This window comes from Mergibacter septicus (assembly GCF_003265225.1).
Taxonomy (GTDB): domain Bacteria; phylum Pseudomonadota; class Gammaproteobacteria; order Enterobacterales; family Pasteurellaceae; genus Mergibacter; species Mergibacter septicus.
Map to the genome: position 1 here is coordinate 613,204 of NZ_CP022013.1, position 19,517 is coordinate 632,720.

18 protein-coding genes are annotated in these 19,517 nt (G+C 36.3%); 8 read left to right on the forward strand and 10 right to left on the reverse strand.

Features of this window, described 5'->3' with window-relative positions; genetic code table 11:
- Window positions 1–155: 155 nt before the first annotated feature.
- Both CEP47_RS02940 and CEP47_RS02945 read right to left on the reverse strand, forming a co-directional pair.
- Window positions 156–1,307, reverse strand: a complete 1,152-nt coding sequence (locus tag CEP47_RS02940; protein ID WP_261919486.1) for a Gfo/Idh/MocA family protein — start codon at window positions 1,305–1,307, stop codon at window positions 156–158.
- A gap of 65 nt (window positions 1,308–1,372) precedes the next feature.
- Window positions 1,373–2,884 (reverse strand): CoA-acylating methylmalonate-semialdehyde dehydrogenase, encoded by a 1,512-nt coding sequence (locus tag CEP47_RS02945; protein WP_261919485.1) that lies wholly within the window; start codon window positions 2,882–2,884, stop codon window positions 1,373–1,375.
- A gap of 249 nt (window positions 2,885–3,133) precedes the next feature.
- Between CEP47_RS02945 and iolB the strand changes: the two genes are divergently transcribed.
- A complete protein-coding gene (iolB, locus tag CEP47_RS02950) occupies window positions 3,134–3,955 on the forward strand; it encodes a 5-deoxy-glucuronate isomerase (RefSeq protein ID WP_261919484.1) in 822 nt (273 codons plus the stop codon).
- Between the two features lie 31 nt (window positions 3,956–3,986).
- Here the strand turns inward: iolB and CEP47_RS02955 are convergent, their stop codons facing one another.
- Window positions 3,987–4,922 (reverse strand): gluconeogenesis factor YvcK family protein, encoded by a 936-nt coding sequence (locus CEP47_RS02955; protein ID WP_261919483.1) that lies wholly within the window; start codon window positions 4,920–4,922, stop codon window positions 3,987–3,989.
- A 165-nt stretch (window positions 4,923–5,087) separates the two neighbouring features.
- Between CEP47_RS02955 and CEP47_RS02960 the strand changes: the two genes are divergently transcribed.
- The 5 genes from CEP47_RS02960 (at window position 5,088) to CEP47_RS02980 (ending at window position 10,128) form a co-directional block, all read left to right on the forward strand.
- Window positions 5,088–5,999, forward strand: a complete 912-nt coding sequence (locus tag CEP47_RS02960) for a lysine exporter LysO family protein (protein WP_261919482.1) — start codon at window positions 5,088–5,090, stop codon at window positions 5,997–5,999.
- A gap of 118 nt (window positions 6,000–6,117) precedes the next feature.
- Window positions 6,118–6,738: an L-threonylcarbamoyladenylate synthase gene (locus tag CEP47_RS02965; RefSeq protein WP_261919481.1), complete on the forward strand. Its 621-nt coding sequence runs from the start codon at window positions 6,118–6,120 to the stop codon at window positions 6,736–6,738.
- A 42-nt stretch (window positions 6,739–6,780) separates the two neighbouring features.
- Window positions 6,781–7,860, forward strand: a complete 1,080-nt coding sequence (gene rluB / locus CEP47_RS02970) for a 23S rRNA pseudouridine(2605) synthase RluB (RefSeq protein WP_261919480.1) — start codon at window positions 6,781–6,783, stop codon at window positions 7,858–7,860.
- Between the two features lie 43 nt (window positions 7,861–7,903).
- Window positions 7,904–8,875, forward strand: a complete 972-nt coding sequence (gene cysB, locus CEP47_RS02975; RefSeq protein WP_261919479.1) for an HTH-type transcriptional regulator CysB — start codon at window positions 7,904–7,906, stop codon at window positions 8,873–8,875.
- Between the two features lie 227 nt (window positions 8,876–9,102).
- Entirely contained in the window at window positions 9,103–10,128 is a 1,026-nt protein-coding gene (locus CEP47_RS02980; protein ID WP_261919478.1) for a PTS sugar transporter subunit IIC, read from the forward strand.
- 111 nt (window positions 10,129–10,239) lie between these two features.
- Here CEP47_RS02980 and CEP47_RS02985 read toward each other — a convergent pair whose 3' ends face one another.
- The 5 genes from CEP47_RS02985 to pdxR form a co-directional block, all read right to left on the reverse strand.
- Window positions 10,240–10,938, reverse strand: coding sequence for a LutC/YkgG family protein (locus CEP47_RS02985; protein ID WP_261919477.1), 699 nt, complete (start codon window positions 10,936–10,938; stop codon window positions 10,240–10,242).
- Between the two features lie 14 nt (window positions 10,939–10,952).
- Window positions 10,953–12,380 carry a LutB/LldF family L-lactate oxidation iron-sulfur protein gene (locus tag CEP47_RS02990; protein ID WP_261919476.1) on the reverse strand — a complete coding sequence of 476 codons (1,428 nt, stop codon included), beginning with the start codon at window positions 12,378–12,380 and terminating at the stop codon, window positions 10,953–10,955.
- 9 nt (window positions 12,381–12,389) lie between these two features.
- A complete protein-coding gene (locus CEP47_RS02995) occupies window positions 12,390–13,109 on the reverse strand; it encodes a (Fe-S)-binding protein (RefSeq protein WP_261919475.1) in 720 nt (239 codons plus the stop codon).
- Window positions 13,110–13,260: 151 nt separating this feature from the next.
- Complete coding sequence (locus CEP47_RS03000; RefSeq protein ID WP_261919474.1) at window positions 13,261–14,859, reverse strand: L-lactate permease; 1,599 nt, start codon at window positions 14,857–14,859, stop codon at window positions 13,261–13,263.
- A 309-nt stretch (window positions 14,860–15,168) separates the two neighbouring features.
- The gene (pdxR, locus tag CEP47_RS03005) at window positions 15,169–16,602 is read right to left on the reverse strand and encodes a MocR-like pyridoxine biosynthesis transcription factor PdxR (protein WP_261919473.1); all 1,434 of its coding nucleotides are present in this window, start codon (window positions 16,600–16,602) and stop codon (window positions 15,169–15,171) included.
- Between the two features lie 141 nt (window positions 16,603–16,743).
- On the opposite strand from pdxR, the gene pdxS reads away from it, so the two are divergent.
- On the forward strand, window positions 16,744–17,631 hold the full coding sequence (gene pdxS, locus CEP47_RS03010; RefSeq protein ID WP_261919472.1) for a pyridoxal 5'-phosphate synthase lyase subunit PdxS: 888 nt from the start codon (window positions 16,744–16,746) through the stop codon (window positions 17,629–17,631).
- Complete coding sequence (pdxT, locus tag CEP47_RS03015; protein WP_261919471.1) at window positions 17,632–18,228, forward strand: pyridoxal 5'-phosphate synthase glutaminase subunit PdxT; 597 nt, start codon at window positions 17,632–17,634, stop codon at window positions 18,226–18,228.
- Window positions 18,229–18,313: 85 nt separating this feature from the next.
- Here pdxT and dolP read toward each other — a convergent pair whose 3' ends face one another.
- Together dolP and CEP47_RS03025 are read right to left on the reverse strand one after the other, a co-directional pair.
- Window positions 18,314–18,883: a division/outer membrane stress-associated lipid-binding lipoprotein gene (gene dolP, locus CEP47_RS03020; protein ID WP_261919470.1), complete on the reverse strand. Its 570-nt coding sequence runs from the start codon at window positions 18,881–18,883 to the stop codon at window positions 18,314–18,316.
- Window positions 18,884–18,915: 32 nt separating this feature from the next.
- Window positions 18,916–19,506 carry an SIS domain-containing protein gene (locus CEP47_RS03025; RefSeq protein WP_261919469.1) on the reverse strand — a complete coding sequence of 197 codons (591 nt, stop codon included), beginning with the start codon at window positions 19,504–19,506 and terminating at the stop codon, window positions 18,916–18,918.
- Window positions 19,507–19,517 lie beyond the last annotated feature (11 nt).

Sequence of the window (19,517 nt, forward strand, 5' to 3'; positions counted from 1 at the left end):
GATTGCAATATTTATTTCATTTTTGTTAACCAGATCGCATAAAATGATTAGTTTTACAGAGAAAAGTAAAAAAACGAGCAAAAATAATTTACTCGTTTTGATGCCATAATTAGTTGTATTTAATGTGAAAAATTTAATTTTGTAATCGGTTTATATTAAGAAATAAATTTTTCTTCAAATTGTTTTATATCAATCCAACATCTTTGTTTAGCTGATTCGGCAATCGCTTCTAAGATCAGTGACACTTTATAACCTTCAAGAAAATCAGGGTATAACGGTTGATTATCAAGAATACCACAGACTAGATCTCGAATTTCTACCGTTTTTTGATCGTTGAAACCAATGCCATGCCCAGCACTGATACAAAAAGCTTGATAATCAGGGTGAGTTGGTCCAGTTAGAATAGTTTTAAACCCTTGTCGAGAAGGATTTTGATCGTGCAAATAGAGTTTTAATTCAGCCATTCTCTCTTGCGTAAAACTAATCGCCCCTTTTGTTCCTGTAATGACATAGGTGAGTCCCATTTTGCGACCACAAGCAATCCGAGAAGTTTCAATTGTTCCCATTGCGCCATTTTTAAAACGGAGTAGTGCAGAAGCTTGATCTTCATTTTCGACGGGAATTAAATGCGTTAAATTGGTTGGATCTGGGCGTTGGGTAATTAGCGTTTGCATATCACCACTTACACTAATGATATCTTCACCAACAAGATATTGTGCCATATTAATAATATGCGCTCCGAGATCACCGAGTGTTCCTAGCCCTGCTGTGGCTGTTAGACAATGCCAGTCAATGGGGGTATTAGGGTTAGCTAAATAGTCTTCATTGTGTGTGCCATAAAAATGGATAATCTCTCCTATTTCACCATTTTGGATAATCTGACGAGCTAATTGAGTGGTCGGATTTTTACTATAATTAAACCCAACAAGGGTTTTTACCCCATATTGTTGAGCTAATTGAGCCATTATTTTTGTATCTTTTGCCGTTAAGGCTAAAGGTTTTTCCGAATAGACGTGTTTGCCTTGTTTAATTGCGGCAATCGCAATGTCTTTATGTAAGAAATTTGGTGTACAGATATCTATCACATTGATATCAGGATCGGATACGATTTCACGCCAATCTCCGGTAGAGCGTTTAAAACCAAACTCTTTAGCTCGTTGAGCAGCTAATTCAGGTGTAATTTCGGCAAGGAAGTCCAATTCAATTTTATTTTGTAAATTAAAGACTGTTGGGGCTTGAGCATAAGCAATGGCATGGCATCGACCGATATATCCTGTGCCAATTAATCCAACTTTTAGTGTTTGCATAATTAGTCCTAGTGTTTTTAATGATAAAAAGCTAGAACAATGAGATGTTCTAGCTGATTAGGAAATTAAAGCGTTGGCATACTAAAAGCCGCACTTTCACGTAAATTATGATTTGTCCAACGAGAAGTAATGGTTTTCATTTTAGTGTAGAAACGCACACCATCTGGGCCATAAATGTTCAATGATCCAAAAATTGATGCTTTCCAACCACCAAAACAGTGGAATGCCATTGGAACAGGAATAGGTACGTTAATTCCCACCATACCAGCTTTAATATCGTGACTGTATTGTCGTGCGGCATCACCATCACTAGTAAAAATTGCACTACCATTACCATATTGATGAGCGTTAATTAAGTTTACAGCTTGCTGATAACTTTTAGTTCTAACAACGCATAAGACAGGGCCAAAGATTTCATCTTGATAAATTTTCATTTCAGGGGTAACGTGATCAAAAAGGGTGCCACCAATAAAATACCCATTTGGGTAGCCATCTACTTGATAGTTTCGTCCGTCAACAACAAGTTTTGCCCCTTCGGCAACACCTGAATTGATATAGTCAGTTACCCTAGCTAAATGGTCTTTTGAAATAAGTGGTCCCATATCATTTTCAGTTTGATCTTTAGATACAGTACCAGCACCAATTTTTAACGCTTGTATTTTTGGAATCAGCGTTTGAATGATTTTATCAGCCACTAGATCATCTGTTGTAACAGCAACCGATAATGCCATACAGCGTTCACCCGCTGCACCAAAAGCAGCACCTAATAGTGCATTTGCAGTTGTTTCAATATCTGCATCAGGCATAATTAGAGCGTGATTTTTTGCACCACCTAACGCTTGAACACGTTTTCCATATGCCGAACCAACTTGATAGATATATTGTGCAATAGGGGTTGAGCCTACAAAGCTGATTGCTTGAACACGAGGATCTTTTAGTAATACATCAACGGCTTCTTTATCACCTTGAATAACATTAAAGACCCCTTTAGGAAGACCCGCTTCAGTTAGAAGTTGAGCAAGGCGGAGAGAGAGGGACGGATCTTTTTCTGATGGTTTAAGTACGAAAGTATTACCACAAGCGAGGGCAATAGGGAACATCCACATCGGTACCATTGCTGGAAAATTAAAAGGAGTGATACCAGCAACAACCCCTAGTGGTTGCATCAATGAATAACTATCAATACCTCGCCCAACATTTGCTGAATATTCACCTTTTAATAGGTGTGGGATACCCGTTGCAAACTCTACCACTTCTAAACCTCTGGTTAATTCACCGATTGAATCGGAATAGGTTTTACCGTGTTCTTCTGTGATTAAACGAGCAAGTTGATCAAAGTGTTTTTCTAATAATTCTTTAAATTTAAATAAGATTCTAGCTCGGCGGAGAGGGGGCGTTTGAGACCAAGCAAGAAAAGCGGTTTCGGCGGCATTAATCGCACTTTCAACTTCATTGATTGTACTGAGTTTAACTTGTCTGATTTGTTCTCCAGTAGCAGGATTAAAAACTGGACTGATTCTATTACTTTGACTTTCAATCAGAGAACCATTAATAAAATTAGAAATAGTTTGTTGCATAGTAGCCTCACTAAGATAATGTAAGTGGGAAGGGAGAGATCCTATTTTAGGTTCTTTATAAGTTATACCGTTCAATACAATAAAACGATGAAATTTTTTTTTCAAATATAAAATAGTTAAATGAAATTTTTATTTCATTTTTGTGATCTAGGTAGAAATTTGAGAAAGATTTTCTATTCTGAAGAGAGAGAGTTGCTTATACTTAACTCCAAAATAAGTCTTTCTGAGATTGATTATGAGGAGCTTATAATGAGTAAGTTATTACTAAAATCGACTAAAACAAAGAGTGGTTTTCGGCAACAAGTGATGGCTAAAAATGTTGGTTGGGAATATGTTGGTTTTCAACTTCTCGCTTTAGAAAAAGGTGAGCAATTTATTTTTGATACCACAACCAATGAAGCTTGTTTAGTGTTAGTTTCTGGTTATGCAAGTTTTACTGTTGATGGCGTGTCCTATGCAGGTTTAGGAAATCGTCAAACACCATTTGAGCGTATTCCACCTTATTCCTTGTATGTGTCTTGTAACAAAATGGTTGATATTCGGGCAGAAAGCCCATTGGAATTAGCAATTTGCTTGGCACCAAGTCAAGGGAATTTTCCCGTCAGAGTAATTACTCCTGCTGAAGTTGGAGTAGAAAGACGGGGATATGGGAATAATAAACGTTTAGTTCATAATATTTTACCTGAAACAGAACCAGCAGAGAGTTTATTAGTCGTCGAAGTATTTACAGATGAAGGGAATACCAGTTCTTTTCCAAGTCATAAACATGATCAGAAAAATAGTTTACATGAAACTTATTTAGAGGAGACCTATTATCATCGTTTTAATCCCCCTCAAGGATTTTGTTTACAGCGAGTTTATACTGATGATCGTAGTTTAGATGAGTGTATGGCAGTTTATGATGGTGATGTGGTAGTTGTACCTAGAGGTTATCATCCTGTTGCCACTATCGCAGGTTATGATAACTATTATTTAAATGTTATGGCAGGTCCAGTAAGACAATGGCGTTTTAGCTGGGAGAAAGATCATCAATGGATTAATAGTGAAGATTACGCTAGAAAATTTAAATAATTAGTTTTTGCTATTGTCAAAAATTATCTTGTTATAATAAGAGTAATAATTGATCGATTGCTTGGGATAAAAGTAAGCGATCATGGCGATAATTAATATCATCAGCATTCAGTTTTCTTGCAAGGACTTTGATATTTAAACTTGTTTCAATGACAGTATTAGGTTGAGTGACAATACCATCAATGATAGAACCGCCTAATTGACGATGAATCCAATTAATACGTTGAGTGAGAGATAGGAAAGCAGCAGGACTATGTTCTAATCCTAAATTATCAATAAAGATTTTTTTTGCCTTGCTTTCGAGTAAGGCCATTTTAATTTCATCTAATAATAGCGGTGGCATAATACTTGTTAGAAAACTACCCGGACCAAATAAAATCACTTCGGCTTGCCTGATCGCATTTACCGCTTCTGTAGTTGCTGGGACTTGAGGAATTAAAGTTAAATTTTTAGGGGCGGTAGAAAGTTGATCAATGTTCACCTCACCGACAATTTTATTCCCTGAAGATAAAACAGCGGCTAAATGTACGGGGTGTTCAGACATCGGAATAATATATGGCTTAACTTGGAGTAATTCTCGGATCAGATTGACCGCTTCTAAAGGGCGGATCTTTATATTTTCTAATGCTTTAAGCATTAAGTTACCTAGGTTATGCCCAGCAAGTTCCCCTTCCCCTGTAAAACGATATTCAAATAAAGCGGATGCTGTACTAGGTTGGGTGATAATTTGATTTAAACAATTACGTAAGTCTCCCCATGCAATCCCCCCTTGCTGGTCTCTAATTCTTCCAGTTGAGCCACCATTATCGGTGGTGGTAACAATTCCGGTTAAACGTTCTTGCATAAAATTTAAGGCAGACATCACTCGCCCTAAACCATGACCACCACCAATAGCCACAATACGTTGTACTTGATTCAAGTAGCGAGTGTTATTGAATGTAGGTAGATGGGTAGGTATTGCGTTCATAAGTAATCCTTTTGTTAATTGCCATATAGTCTAACATTTTTTCGTTATTTTTTACATTTTAAAGGTATTCTTCTAGCTAAAAGCTTGTTTTTTCAGCTAAAATGGCAAATTCTATAATAGTTAGGTAACTTTATCTCAGGATAAGATGTAGCGATTGGGGGCAAGATGTTGGAAAGTTTAATGATCGTGTTATTACCATTATTTTTAGGATATACGATTAAAATACGCCGATTAGATTGGGTGAAAAAAATTAATCAAGGTATTACTAGCTTGATGTTTTTTATTTTATTTTTGATAGGAATTTCATTAGGTCAACTTGATGATTTTCTTCAACAATTACCTGTGATTGGCTTTACAGCTTGTCTCTTTGCTAGTGCAATTTTGATATGTAATCTGATCGTTTTATTTTTTTATGATAGAGCTTTCCCTCATACAGTAGTTGTACGTAAAGTTGAAATACCATCAAGGGCAGCATTATTTATTGAGTCGTTAAAATTTCCATTGGTGATTTTTATTGGCTTTATTTGTGGTGTGATAACTAAAACATGGTTAATTTTACCTCACGCATTGAGTACTTATGTTTTAGTATTGTTAGTTTTTTTAGTTGGAATACAGTTACGTAATAATGGGATTACATTACGTCAGGTATTTTTTCATCGTAGAGGCATTATTATTGCATTACTTGTTACTGTCAGTTCTTTGATTGGGGGGATTATTGCAGCATTATTCACTGATATGCCGATTGTACAAGGACTTGCTTTAGCATCAGGAATGGGGTGGTATTCGCTTTCGAGTGTTTTAATTAATGATGCTTGGGGAGCTGTATTTGGTAGTATCGCTTTTTTTAATGATCTGCTGCGTGAAATGGCTAGTTTTCTCTTAATTCCATTGTTGATCCATCGTTTTCGTTCAATTGGTGTTGGTATTTCAGGGGCGGCAGCATTAGATTGTACATTACCGATCATTCAACGTAGTGGTGGTATTGAGGTTGTCCCTTTAGCGATTAGTTTTGGTTTCGTGCTTAATTTAATTGTACCGATTTTTTTAGTATTGTTTACCAGTATTCCAATTAACTAATATCACGATAAAATTAAATTGCCATAAAAAATCCTATTTTGCAGTATAATAGATGCAATTAAAGAGTAATGAGTTAGTGAACCTAAATTTTGTATAGAGATCAAAATAAGGACTGAGAATGAGCCAGTTTTTCTATATTCACCCTGATAACCCTCAAACTCGTTTAATTAATCAGGCGGTTGAGATTTTACAGCGTGGTGGTGTGATTGTTTATCCAACCGATTCTGGTTATGCCTTAGGGTGTAGTTTGGGAGATAAAATCGCAATGGAGCGGATTATTGCCATTCGTCAATTACCCGAACAGCATAATTTTACTTTAGTTTGTAGTGATCTTTCTGAATTATCGACCTATGCAAATGTAGATAATATCGCATATCGTTTGATTAAAAATAATACCCCGGGAAAATATACGTTTATTTTAACTGCCACCAAGGAAGTACCACGTCGCTTAATGACGAAACGTAAAACGATTGGTTTAAGAGTACCAGATAATCGGATTGCATTAGCGTTATTATCAACCTTAGGCGAACCTATTTTATCCTGTTCTTTGATGTTACCTAATGAAGAGTATATAACCCAATCTGATCCCGAAGAAATTCGGTCTTTACTTGAAAAACGGGTAGATTTAATTATTCACGGCGGTTATCTTGGACAGCAGCCAACTACGGTGGTGGATTTAACACAAAGCACCCCTAAAATTTTACGTGAAGGTAGTGGTAGCATTACCCCTTTTATTTAAATTAATTTGAAAAGACGCTTGTGAAAGCGACAAGAGGAAAAAATGAATTTTAGAACAACAACCAAAAATAGTCGTACTTTTAACCGTACTTCTCAAGCTAGCAATAAAAAAGCTGGTCATAATCCTAAGCCAAATGATGAACGAAAAAATCACCGTTCTCCAAAGCGCCCTCTAAAGGTAGCTCAATCTTCTAAGTTAGTAGATGTTAGAACAACAGAGCAAAAAGTGGAACGAAATCGCAATGCTAATGTTCGAGCCAAAGCAAATACGACAGGGGAGAAATTACAAAAAGTTTTAGCAAGAGCGGGGAAAGGATCTCGGCGTGAATTAGAAACAATGATTTCTGCAGGTCGAGTTAGTGTGAATGGAAAAATTGCAAGTTTAGGTGATCGAGTTGAAATTAATGATGGCTTAAAGATTCGCATTGATGGGCATGTGGTTAATCTTGCTTTAGCACAGCAGGCAACTTGTCGGGTTTTAATGTATTACAAGCCAGAAGGGGAACTTTGCACACGCCACGATCCTGAAGGGCGTGCAACAGTATTTGAACGATTACCACGCTTAAAAGGTTCTCGCTGGATTGCCGTTGGGCGTTTAGATATTAATACATCAGGATTATTGCTGTTTACCACTGATGGCGAATTAGCTAATCGTTTAATGCACCCAAGTCAAGAAGTAGAACGGGAGTATTCCGTTCGCATTTTTGGGGAAGTGGACGAGAGTATGCTCCAACGTCTTAAAAAAGGTGTGCAGTTAGAAGATGGACCAGCTTGTTTTAAACAAATTAAAATAGGTGGTGGTAATGGGCTTAACCAATGGTTTGATGTTACTTTAACTGAAGGACGTAATCGAGAAGTCCGTCGATTATGGGAATCACAGGGTGTTCAAGTGAGTCGTTTAATTCGCATTCGTTATGGCAATATCAAGCTAAAAGGGCTACCTCGAGGAGGGTGGAGTGAATTACCCCTTGAAGAAGTGAATTATTTACGCCAATTAGTTGGATTACCACTGGAAACAACGACAAAAGTGGCAGTAGAAAAAGAGAGACGAAAAGTAAAAACGTCACAAATTAGAAAAGCAGTTCGCCAGCATAGTGCGATACGGAAAAAATCTGCCTATTAACATTATATGTGGTGGCTATCAGTGAGTGTAAAGGAGATATTTGATGAAATTACAACAACTTCGTTATTTAGTTGAAATCGTAAATCAAGATCTAAATGTTACCGAAGCCGCCAATAAACTTTATACCTCACAGCCGGGGATTAGTAAGCAAGTACGTTTATTGGAAGATGAATTGGGGGTTGAGATTTTTGAACGTAGTGGGCGGCATTTACGTAGTGTGACGCCCACTGGTGAAAAAATTATTGCTTTAGCTAGAGAATTATTAGTTAAAGCTCAAGGGATTAAATTAATTGCTGAAGAACATAATGATCCAGAAAAAGGTGGTTTACGAATTGCTACTACTCATACGCAAACTCGTTATGTTTTACCTGAGGTGGTTAAACGTTTCCGACAACGTTATCCTCATGTTAGTTTACATATTCATCAAGGTTCACCTCAGCAAATTTATCAAGCTTTGATTGCTGGAGAAGTTGATTTGGCAATTAGTACCGAAGCACAATATCTCTTTGAAGAAGCCATTCTACTTCCGTGTTATTTTTGGAATAGATCAGTGGTGGTACCGCTAGACCACCCTCTTGCTCAGAAACAAAATATTACTTTACAAGATCTTGGGCAATATCCACTGATCACCTACACTTTTGGATTTTATGAACGTTCTGAGTTAGATTTTGCTTTTAACCAAAAAGGCATTATTCCTAATATTGTTTTCACCGCCACTGATACCGATGTGATTAAAACATATATCAGAATGGGATTAGGTATCGGTATTATTGCATCAATGGCATATACTGAAAGTGATCAAGATTTGATTGCAATTAATGCTTCACATTTATTTAATCCAAGTATGACACAAATTGCATTTAAGAAAGGTAGTTTTCTTAGAAATTATATGTATGATTTTATTGAATTTTTTTCACCTCATTTAACACGTCAGCGTGTCGAACAAGCAGAAAGAGGGCGAAATAACCTTGAAGTGCAACAGCTTTTTGCCGATATTGAATTAATCTATAAATAATACTCTTTCTAAATATTGACATAATTTTACATAAATAAATTGAGTGAAATAATAAAATATTATGCTGCCAGACAATAACTATTAAGAGTTAAAAGCTGTTTGAAATGTTTTAGGTGGAATATTATAATTTAGCCTTTTTTAAAATAACATCAAAGTAAACTAACTATTTTTACTAAAATTAACTTAGTAAAAGAATAGTTTACGGTAAGAGTGATAAGGGGCGTAAAATGGATGTTATTAAGGGAACGATATTACTATTAATCGTTTTAGCAAGCTTTTCATTTTTCAGTATGAAAATGCCAAAAGGAATGAAAGCGATGGAGGCTTTGGCTGGAGCTGCAACTGCAAGTTTTCTGGTCGAAGCCTTTCAACGTTTTGTCGGTGGTGATTTACTAAAAATAGCGTTTTTAGGTCAAGTTGGTGATGCTGCTGGTAGTATGGGAGGTGTTGCAGCAGCTATTTTAGTGCCATTAGCATTAGGGGTTAATCCTATATATGCGGTTTTAGTTGGGGTATCGGTAGCAGGATTTGGTATTTTACCCGGGTTTATTGCTGGCTATGTTCTTTCCTTTGTGATTCCAATTTTAGAAAAACGCATTCCAAAAGGAGTAGATTTGATCGTTATGATCTGTTTTATTGCACCTTTAGCGAGGTTAATTGCAACAGGTTGTGATCCTTTGGTTAGTTCTACTTTGTTAAATATTGGTAAAATTTTAGAATCAGCCTCACAGTCAAGTCCGATTTTAATGGGAATTATTTTAGGTGGGGTGATCACTGTGGTTGCAACTGCACCCTTATCTTCAATGGCATTAACTGCAATGATGGGGTTAACTGGTGTACCGATGGCAATAGGTGCATTATCTGTTATGGGATCATCTTTTATGAATGGGGTGTTTTTTCATCGAATGGGATTTGGTGATCGCAAAACGACAATAGCGGTTGCGATTGAACCTTTAACACAAGCTGATCTAATCTCAGCCAATCCAATTCCAATTTATGTGACTAACTTTATTGGTGGTGCATTAGCTGGAGTGATTGTCTCACTTTTTGGCTTAGTTAATGATGCAACTGGGACTGCAACACCAATTGCAGGTTTAATGGTTATGTACGGTTTTAATGATCCAATGACAGTAACCAAAGTCGCCTTAATGTGTGCAACCGCAGGAATTTGTGCTGGTTTCTTGGGTTCAATAATCTTTAAAAATTATAAAATTAAAACGGTTGAGCAAATTAGAGGAACAAATTACCGTTAAATTGAAGTGAATTAGGGAGAAAGGAGAATTATAAATAAAAAATAATTTTCCTTTTTATAAAATAAAGCCTTGTAGATACAAGGCTTTATGCTAAAGGCTTCCTAATTTTGCTTACAGATCATCAATAATTAAATAAACCTGTTTGACAGGACCGTGAACACCAATCACTTTTACTAATTCAATATCCGCTGTTGCACTTGGACCAGAGATAATATTGATACAAGAAGGCATACGTTCTCCTTGTTGTGCTTTTTCATCTAGAATTTTAGCTAATTGAGCTACACGAGGTAGAATAGTACTCTTTCTTAACACAATAATCGAGACAGGTGGTAAAAGGCTAACAGAACGTCCATTGTGTGGTGATGAGAAAAGTACAACTCCGCCTGATTCAGTTAATCCGTACTCTGCAAAAACAATCCCAATATTCGCATTTGCTGCAAAATGACGATCTTCTTCCGCTGTTGTAGATGACCAAACACGATGCGGATATTTCTCACAAACTGTATTTGTAATGCCATACTGTTGTAAACGTTCATCATCATTTAAGATGACATCACCTTCACCATATTTTTGACACAGTTCTAAAATCGTTGTTGAAACTTGCTCTGGTTTAGTTGTAACACAATCAACGGTTAAATCATTTGCTGTTTGCACAAACTTTTGATAACGCTCTTCAAAGGAAAGATCTGTTAATCGAGTAGTAGGATAATCATTGATATGAGGATAGCTGCCGACAGCTTCGGTTCGCATTGGACGTCCTAACTTATTTGCGAGGCGTTCTAAAAATTGTTGACGGTTATGTTGATCCATAATTATCCCCTTCCTTATTTACTACCATTTGTTTTGTTTGAACGTTGTTTAAACCAACTACGGAAACTTTCACCGTCTGGTTTTGGTAAATCACGGGCTTTAGTCCATTCACTGATGGCACCAACATTGATCGGTGCTTTACCATTTTTAATAAATTGCCCCATGACTTTAGCTCCAACATTCATCCCGACTTTCCAAAAACTTGGGTGTGAATTGGCAAAAGCAAAGGCTTTGACAGATAATTTTTCGATGTTATCTGTTTTACCGAGGCTAACAATTTTACGACGATGTTCTAGTAATAAGTTTGATAATGGAATTTTCACTGGGCAAACTTGATTACAAGCCGTACAGAGTGAACACGCATAAGGGAGTTCTTTAAATTTCTCATATCCACCAATCAGAGGCGAAATAACAGAACCAATTGGTCCCGGATAGATAGAACCGTAACTATGCCCACCAATTTGGCGATAAACAGGACAGGTATTTAAGCAAGCACCACAACGGATACAACGTAATACATCATTAAATTCACTTCCTAATGCTTTAGAACGCCCATTATCGACAATGACTAAATGGAATTCTTCTGGACCATCAGTTTCACCAGTAAGGCGAGGACCAGTTAACCAAGTGTTATAGCCAGTTAATTTTGCTCCTACCGCACTACGTGCTAATAAAGTGATTAATACATCGACCGCTTCAAAACTTGGTGCTAGACGCTCCATTCCCATTACTGCAACGTGGATTTTAGGTAGGGTAGTAGCCATACGCAAGTTACCTTCATTGGTTACTAAGCAGATACTGCCAGTTTGAGGAACCGCAAAATTACAGCCACTGACTCCCATATCGGCGGTTAAAAATTCTTCACGAATTTTATTGCGGATAAAGAGCGTCATATCTTCAGGGGTTTCAGCACCTTGATAGCCCAATTTTTCGTGTAATACTTTACGAATTTGATGGCGATCTCGGTGAATTGCAGGGACAACAATGTGTGAGGGTTTATCATCAGCAATTTGAAGAATATATTCACCAAGGTCAGTTTCAACAACCTTAATGTTTTCAGCTTCTAATGCATGGTTCATACCGATTTCTTCAGTAACCATTGATTTTGATTTTACGACTTTTTTAACCCCTTTTTTTACCGCAAGATCTTTAATATAACGGCGAGCATCTTCATCTGTTTCAGCAAAATAAACATGCCCACCATTTTGGGTTACTTTTTCTGATAATTGATAGAGATAAGCATCTAGGTTTTCTAAAACGTGGTTACGGATAGCTTTTGCTTGGTCACGCCAATTTTCCCAATGGCCTAATTCATCCACCATTCTTTGACGATTACCACCAATACGTTCTTGTGCCATTGCCACGGCTTTACGCATAATTTGATCGTGAAGTTCTTCATTGACGTGCGTTTTAAAAGGAATTTGACTGGTTTGAATAGACATATTTTCTCCTTAGCGACTCATCAACACTTCAGCAATATGTAATACTTTAATTGGGCTACCTTCACGATGCAAACGTCCCCCAATATTAATTAAGCAACTTACATCCGCACCGATCAAATAATCTGGTTGGACTTCATTAATATGTTGTACTTTTTCAGTTACCATTTCTCCTGAAATCGCTGCCATTTTTACTGAGAAAGTACCACCAAATCCACAACAAGTTGTTTGATTGTGGATAGGTAATAATTCCAATCCCTCTACTTCTTTTAATAATGCTAAAGGCTCATCCACAATACCAAGTTTACGGAATAGGCTACAAGATGGGTGGTAAACCGCTTTTCCCGGTAATTTTGCACCAACATTAGTGATACCAATGTGGTTTACGATAAAGTCTGTTAAATCATGAAAGCGATCTGCAACTTTTTTTGCACGTTCCGCCCAATCAGGCTCATCTTTTAGATATTCAGGGTAATTTTTAATCGCATAAACACAAGAGCCAGCGGGTGCAACGATAGGGTAGTCATTTACTTCAAAAGTGGTAATGGTATTTTTAATCCCTGCGATTGCATCATTCAAATAACCACTATTTAGTGCAGGTTGCCCACAACAGCCTTGTTTTTCAAGGAAAGTAATTTCACAACCGAGCTGTTCTAGTAATAGAACACTTTGTTTGGCAACGTTCGCTTTTACTGCATCACCAATACAGGTGGCAAAAAAATTGACGTTCATAAAGCCTCCAACAATAAAAATATAGATCTAATAAAGGTCTATTTAATTCCCTAAATAGACCCTGAAATAAAAAATTAGAGATAAGATAATATTAATTAGTAATGATTGAACAGCATTATTACTACTAGGGGTGTATCTTATACTTTAATCCTTATTTCGGCAATGCCATAGGATTAAAGAATAGTACGGCAACGATTGCTGCGATAATACCGTAGATCACCATAGGGATAACTGTTTTCTTAATAATATTTCCTTCTTCTTTTTTCAGATTTAGGATTGTACATACTGCAACGATATTATTAATACAAACCATATTACCCATTGCACCACCAATAGATTGTAATGCAAGGATTAAAGAGGTTGATAATCCTGTTGTTTCAGCAATCGAAAGTTGGATACCGCCGAAAGTTAAGTTTGAAACAGTGTTTGAACCAGAGAAGAATGCACCAATAGCCCCTAAATATGCTGAGAAGTAAGTCCAATATTGTCCTGTTGCATCAGCAAAGCCTTTACCAATGGTCTGTACCATAGAGTCTGCACCACCTACGAGCATTAATTTCACCATAATTAAAGCACCAAGTAAGGCAAAAAATGGTTTTTTCACTTGCTGAAAACTGACTGAGAAAATAGATCCTGTATCTTTCGCACTGGTTTTAAAGATAGCGATAGAGATCAATACAGTGATAACAAAAGGAATAAGTGCAGGAACATATAGGGTTTTATAGCTACCACCAACAGCTTGCCCAAAGATATTTTTCAGACTTAGGATTAAAGCATGGCTAATTTCAAATTGACCTAAATAGCCAAGAGAAACACTAAACCAAGTTGTCGCATCATTTAACATACCTTTAATGCCTAGTTGTTGAATACGAGTAACTATTAAGATTGCAATCAACAATACCGTTGGCAATAATGCTTTGATTACTGCACGAGTTTCCATGGATTGTTTCATTTCTGAGTTATCAATTTTTTGTAACCCAACACCTAAGTTTGCTAAGAAGATAGAAATTAATAGTCCAATTGCACCACCCACTAATGCTGGAAATTCATAATTTACTTGTGCTAACAGGACATAAGGAATTGTACAAGCAAGGATACTTAGATAGATGAAGACGATATTTTTCTTAATATCTTTAGTATCAATGACAAAACGTAATGCCATTAATGGAATAATGAGTGCGGCAAAGAAATGAATAATAGAGGTCTGTTGACCAATTTCAAGCAGTGTTTGGTTACCTAGATTTAATGGTGCAAAACCAAACCAAGTTGGTGTCCCCACAGCTCCGAAAGATACAGGTACAGAGTTCATTACTAAGGCAAAAATAGCAACACGTAATGCTGGAAAGCCTAAACCAACTAAGATTGGTGCAGCAATAGCAGCAGGTGTACCAAATCCAGAAGCACCTTCGATCATAAAGGCAAAAGCCCAACCAATAATCATAAGTTGGGCTACGGGATTAGGATTGATATTAGATAACCAGCTACGTAATACATTCATTGAACCAGTTACTTCCATCATTCGGTTGAAAAGAATTGCACCGAAAATGATGGTAATTGGGGTTAATGTTGAAATTAAGCCTGATACGATATTCGCATTTAAAAGACCAAAATCATTTTGGAAGTAGAATATTTGTAGTAGATAGACCAACAGTGCAGTAATTGGTAATGCAATGTAGGATGGTAAACTATTACGTTTTACCATTAAATAAATGAGTAAAACGATAGGAAAAATACTTAGAAATAGGCTCATAAGTAGTCCTCAAATTTTAAATTAATGGTTTTATTCATAAAAATGAAAAGAATTTCATATTCTGTTACAACAATGTTAATGATAAAGCAATTTGAAATTATTGCTATATTATATCTGTGATAAACTTCACAAATTAGAAACAAATTTGTAATAATTCCACTAATTGTAAAAAAAATAAGCAAAAGATGTTGTTTTTACTAACATTAAATAATCTATTTAACATTAATTAGAGATTGAAATATGAACATATAATTAAATTTATTTAAACATTTTTTTAAATAATATTTATTTTTTTGAATGAGTATTTTTTTAAGAAATATTATTTTTATCATATCCCCATTGTTTGATTAAAAGTGTAATAGCGGCTTCTAATTCTTGAGGAGAAAAATGACCAAAGCCTAAAACAAATAATGTTTGTTTAGGGTGTTTGATAGGATAGGTTTTAATTCCACCAGCTAATGCTAATTGTTGTAATTCCAGCAGAGAACGCTGTTCTTTGCTGAGTTCAATTAATAAATAAAAACCAACTTGTTCACCATAGTAATGAATTTTATCTCGATATGGGTGGAGTAATTTACATAATAATTCCATTTTTTTTCGGTATGTTGTTCGCATACGATAAAGGTGTTTTTCAAAATCACCCGATTGGATGAATTTTGCTAACAGTTGTTGGTTAATTCGAGGAACGGTGCAGTGAGAATGGTAATTTAGCTGGCGATATTGTGCTAATAATATAGGTGGTAGGACCATAAAGGCTAATCGTAAAGAAGGCATTAATAATTTAGAAAAAGATCCTAAATAGATTACTTTACCTTGTTGATCTAAATATTGAAGTGCGGGGATTGGTCGTCCTTTATAACGAAATTCACTGTCATAATCATCTTCAATAATAAAACGAAAATTTTCTTGAGATGACCAATTTAATAATTGATGGCGTTCTGCGATGGGTAATACATTTGAGTATGGGTACTGATGCGATGGTGTTAGATATAATAAATTGACGGGTAACTGGTTAAGTGATGCAAAATCAGTTTTATATTGCCCATTTTTTTGTTCATCAGCAATCAGGGGAAATTTAATGACTTTTTTCTTTCGTTCTAAAAAAAGTTGTTCAACACTAGAATAGCCATAATATTCCATTCCACACACAATATCTTGTTTAGGATCAAGCTGTTCTAACAGGATTAATAGTTTTGATAAGCAAACTTCAACGCCAGCACCTATAATAATTTGATCAATTTCACAATTTACTCCCCTTGAGTGATAAAGATATTGACGGATTTGTTCTCTTAATACCTTATCTCCTTGTGGATCGCCTAAGTCTAATAAATTGTTATCAGTTGATGCAAATAAGAGTTTGAACTGTTTTTTCCAACTGGCAAATGGAAAAAGAGTGGTATCAATTCGATGTGGAGTGAAGTCATAACGATAATGGTTTTTAGGATTATCAGTTGGTGGTGTCGGAGAAATCGCTGGAGGAGTGAAATAAATCGAGCTATCGAAACTAACAAAAAAACCACTGCGTGAGCGGGATTCGATATATCCTTCTGCTTGTAATTGTGCGTAAGCAGTCTCAATCGTTGTTTGGCTTACGGCTAGAAAATCAGCGAGTTTACGTTTTGAAGGTAGTTTGGTTGCAAGTTTTAATCTTCCGTGATCAATATCTTGTTTAATTTGCTGGTAAATTTGTAGATAGAGAGGAATAGGTAACTCTTTATCTAATTTGCACACAAAATTTTGCATAACAATTAACTGACCCTTTTAATTTTAACAAAACTGATACTTTTAATCATACCTGAATGGATCAAAATAGAGCAACTAAATTAACAAATAATTAGTTTTAATTGTTAAACATTTCTAATCATTAACCAAGAGGAAAAGATTATGCAAAAGATCGCAGGGAGTGAAATTGTAAAACGAGGTATGGCACAAATGCAGAAAGGTGGTGTGATTATGGATGTCGTCAACGCCGAGCAAGCCAAAATAGCTGAAGCAGCTGGGGCTGTTGCTGTTATGGCATTGGAACGAGTGCCTTCTGATATTCGAGCTGCAGGTGGTGTAGCAAGAATGGCAAATCCTAAAATTGTGAAAGAAGTGATGAATGCGGTATCAATACCTGTAATGGCAAAAGCGAGAATAGGGCATATTGCTGAAGCAAGAGTATTAGAAGCGTTAGGGGTTGATTATATTGATGAAAGTGAAGTATTAACACCCGCCGATGATGAGTTTCATTTACTAAAAAGTCAATTCACTGTGCCTTTTGTTTGTGGGTGTCGTGATCTAGGTGAGGCGTTACGGCGTATTGGCGAAGGAGCTGCAATGTTACGTACAAAAGGTGAACCGGGAACGGGGAATATTGTTGAAGCTGTACGTCATATGCGAAAAGTTAATGCACAAGTTCGTAATCTTGTTGCAATGAATGATGATGAATTAATGACAGAAGCAAAACGCCTTGCAGCACCATATGAATTACTATGCCAGATTAAAGCGTTAGGACGTTTACCTGTGGTTAATTTTGCTGCAGGTGGGGTTGCAACTCCAGCTGATGCTGCTTTAATGATGGAATTAGGAGCTGATGGTGTATTTGTAGGATCGGGTATTTTTAAAGCTGAAAATCCAGAGAAATTTGCTCGAGCTATTGTCCAGGCAACAACCCATTATCAAGATTACGATCTGATTGCACGTTTATCTGAAGAATTAGGTGAACCAATGCGTGGTATTGATATTGCCACTTTGAATCCAGCAGACAGAATGCAAGAACGGGGTTGGTAAATGGACATTAAACCAAGCATTAAGGTGGGTGTATTAGCCTTACAAGGTGCAGTTAGCGAACATATAGACCAGCTAAAATCACTCGGAGTAGAAGGAGTAGCGATTAAACAGGTTGAACAATTAGAGCAAATAGATGCTTTAATCTTACCTGGTGGTGAAAGCACTACGATGGGTAAATTGATGCGAGAATATGATTTTATTCGTGCGATTCAACATTTTGCTGAAACAAAACCAATTTTTGGTACTTGTGCGGGGATGATTTTACTAGCAAAAATTATTCAAGGAGGAGAAGATCCTCATCTTGGATTAATGGATATTGCAGTGCAACGAAATGCTTTTGGACGTCAGATTGACAGCTTTCAAACGGCATTACCCGTTATCGGATTAACAACCCCTTTTCCTGCAATCTTTATTCGAGCTCCTTATATCGCTGAGTTGTTGAAAGCTGATCAAATAGAGGTTTTAGCAACGATAGATGGTAGCCCTGTATTGGCACGACAGAAAAATCTACTGGCTTGTGCCTTTCACCCTGAATTAAGCCAAGATAATCGGATTATGCAACTTTTTCTGACAATGATCCCAAATTATCAAGGCTAAGAGTTTAGCTTGCAGAAAAGACACTTTTTTTTGCTTAAAAATAAAACAGGCAATAAAAATGTCTGTTTTATTTTTTTAACTTAAATTAATGATTAAAGAAAATAGTAATGACTTTTTTTACACCATCTACTTTACTTGCAATTTGAGCCGCAGTTAGTCCTTGTTCTGGTGTAACTATTCCTAATAGATAGACAATCCCATCTTCAGTAATTACTTTTAAACGACTAGATTTAACTTTAGGATTAAGAAGTAAATCAGATTTAATTTTGCTTGTAATCCACGTATCTTTTGTTGCTTGCGTTAAGCTAATTCGTGGTGATACTTGGATATAGTTATAAATATCTATGATATTTTTTACTTCACGTGCGAGATTATAAGCGGTTTCTTTTAATGCTTCAGTTGGTACAGTACCAATTAATAATACTCGCCCACTATACACCACTGGTGTTACAGATCCTTGTTGCTGTAATTGTTGGTTACGTTGTAACACTCGGATTATCTCAAATTCAGTATTTTGATCATCAAGTTGTGTTCCTGTACTTCTTGGATCGGCTGCAATGTTGGCTACAACTGCTGTTCCACCGACAACAGCAGCGACACAGCCTTGTAATCCTAAACTGACACTAAGTAAGAGGGCTAATTTTGTTAGTTTCATTCCAATTTCCTTATAGTTAATGCTGATCTGGATTAGGATCTGAGATGTGGAAACAGTTCCTGTTCTAATAATTCAGATAAGGTATTAATAATAAATAAATGTTGTTCTAATACTCTTGGCTCAAGTTGTGCTGACACACTAATTTCAACATCATCTGCTGTCAGTAATTCACTAATTTGAGTGGCATTAGTTGTAGAGATGGCAAGTATTGGGATAAATTTATTTTTTGCTATTCGTAATAATGGAAGGACATCTTGTGTATTGCTCTTTGATACTAAAACAACCAAAAGATCACCTTTATTAGCACAGGCGTTGAATTGTTTTTTAAAAAATTCTTCTGAGGTGTTATCTGCTAAAATTGTTGTCCCAACGGTGCCATCAAAAGATAATAAGATAGCAGGAAAGCTGGGGCGGTGGCAATGATAACGGTGAAGTAGATTGGTTACCAAAAGCTGTGCATTACTATTTGACCGTCCTAGCCCACAAACAATAATTTTATTCCCATTTATTAAGCAAGACGTAAGTGCGTTGACCCCTTGTTGAATTGCAACGGGTAGTTGTTCTGCATCAGATTGTTGTTGTTGAATGCTTTGCTGATAAAGGGATTTGATTTTATTTAACATAGTATTTTTTT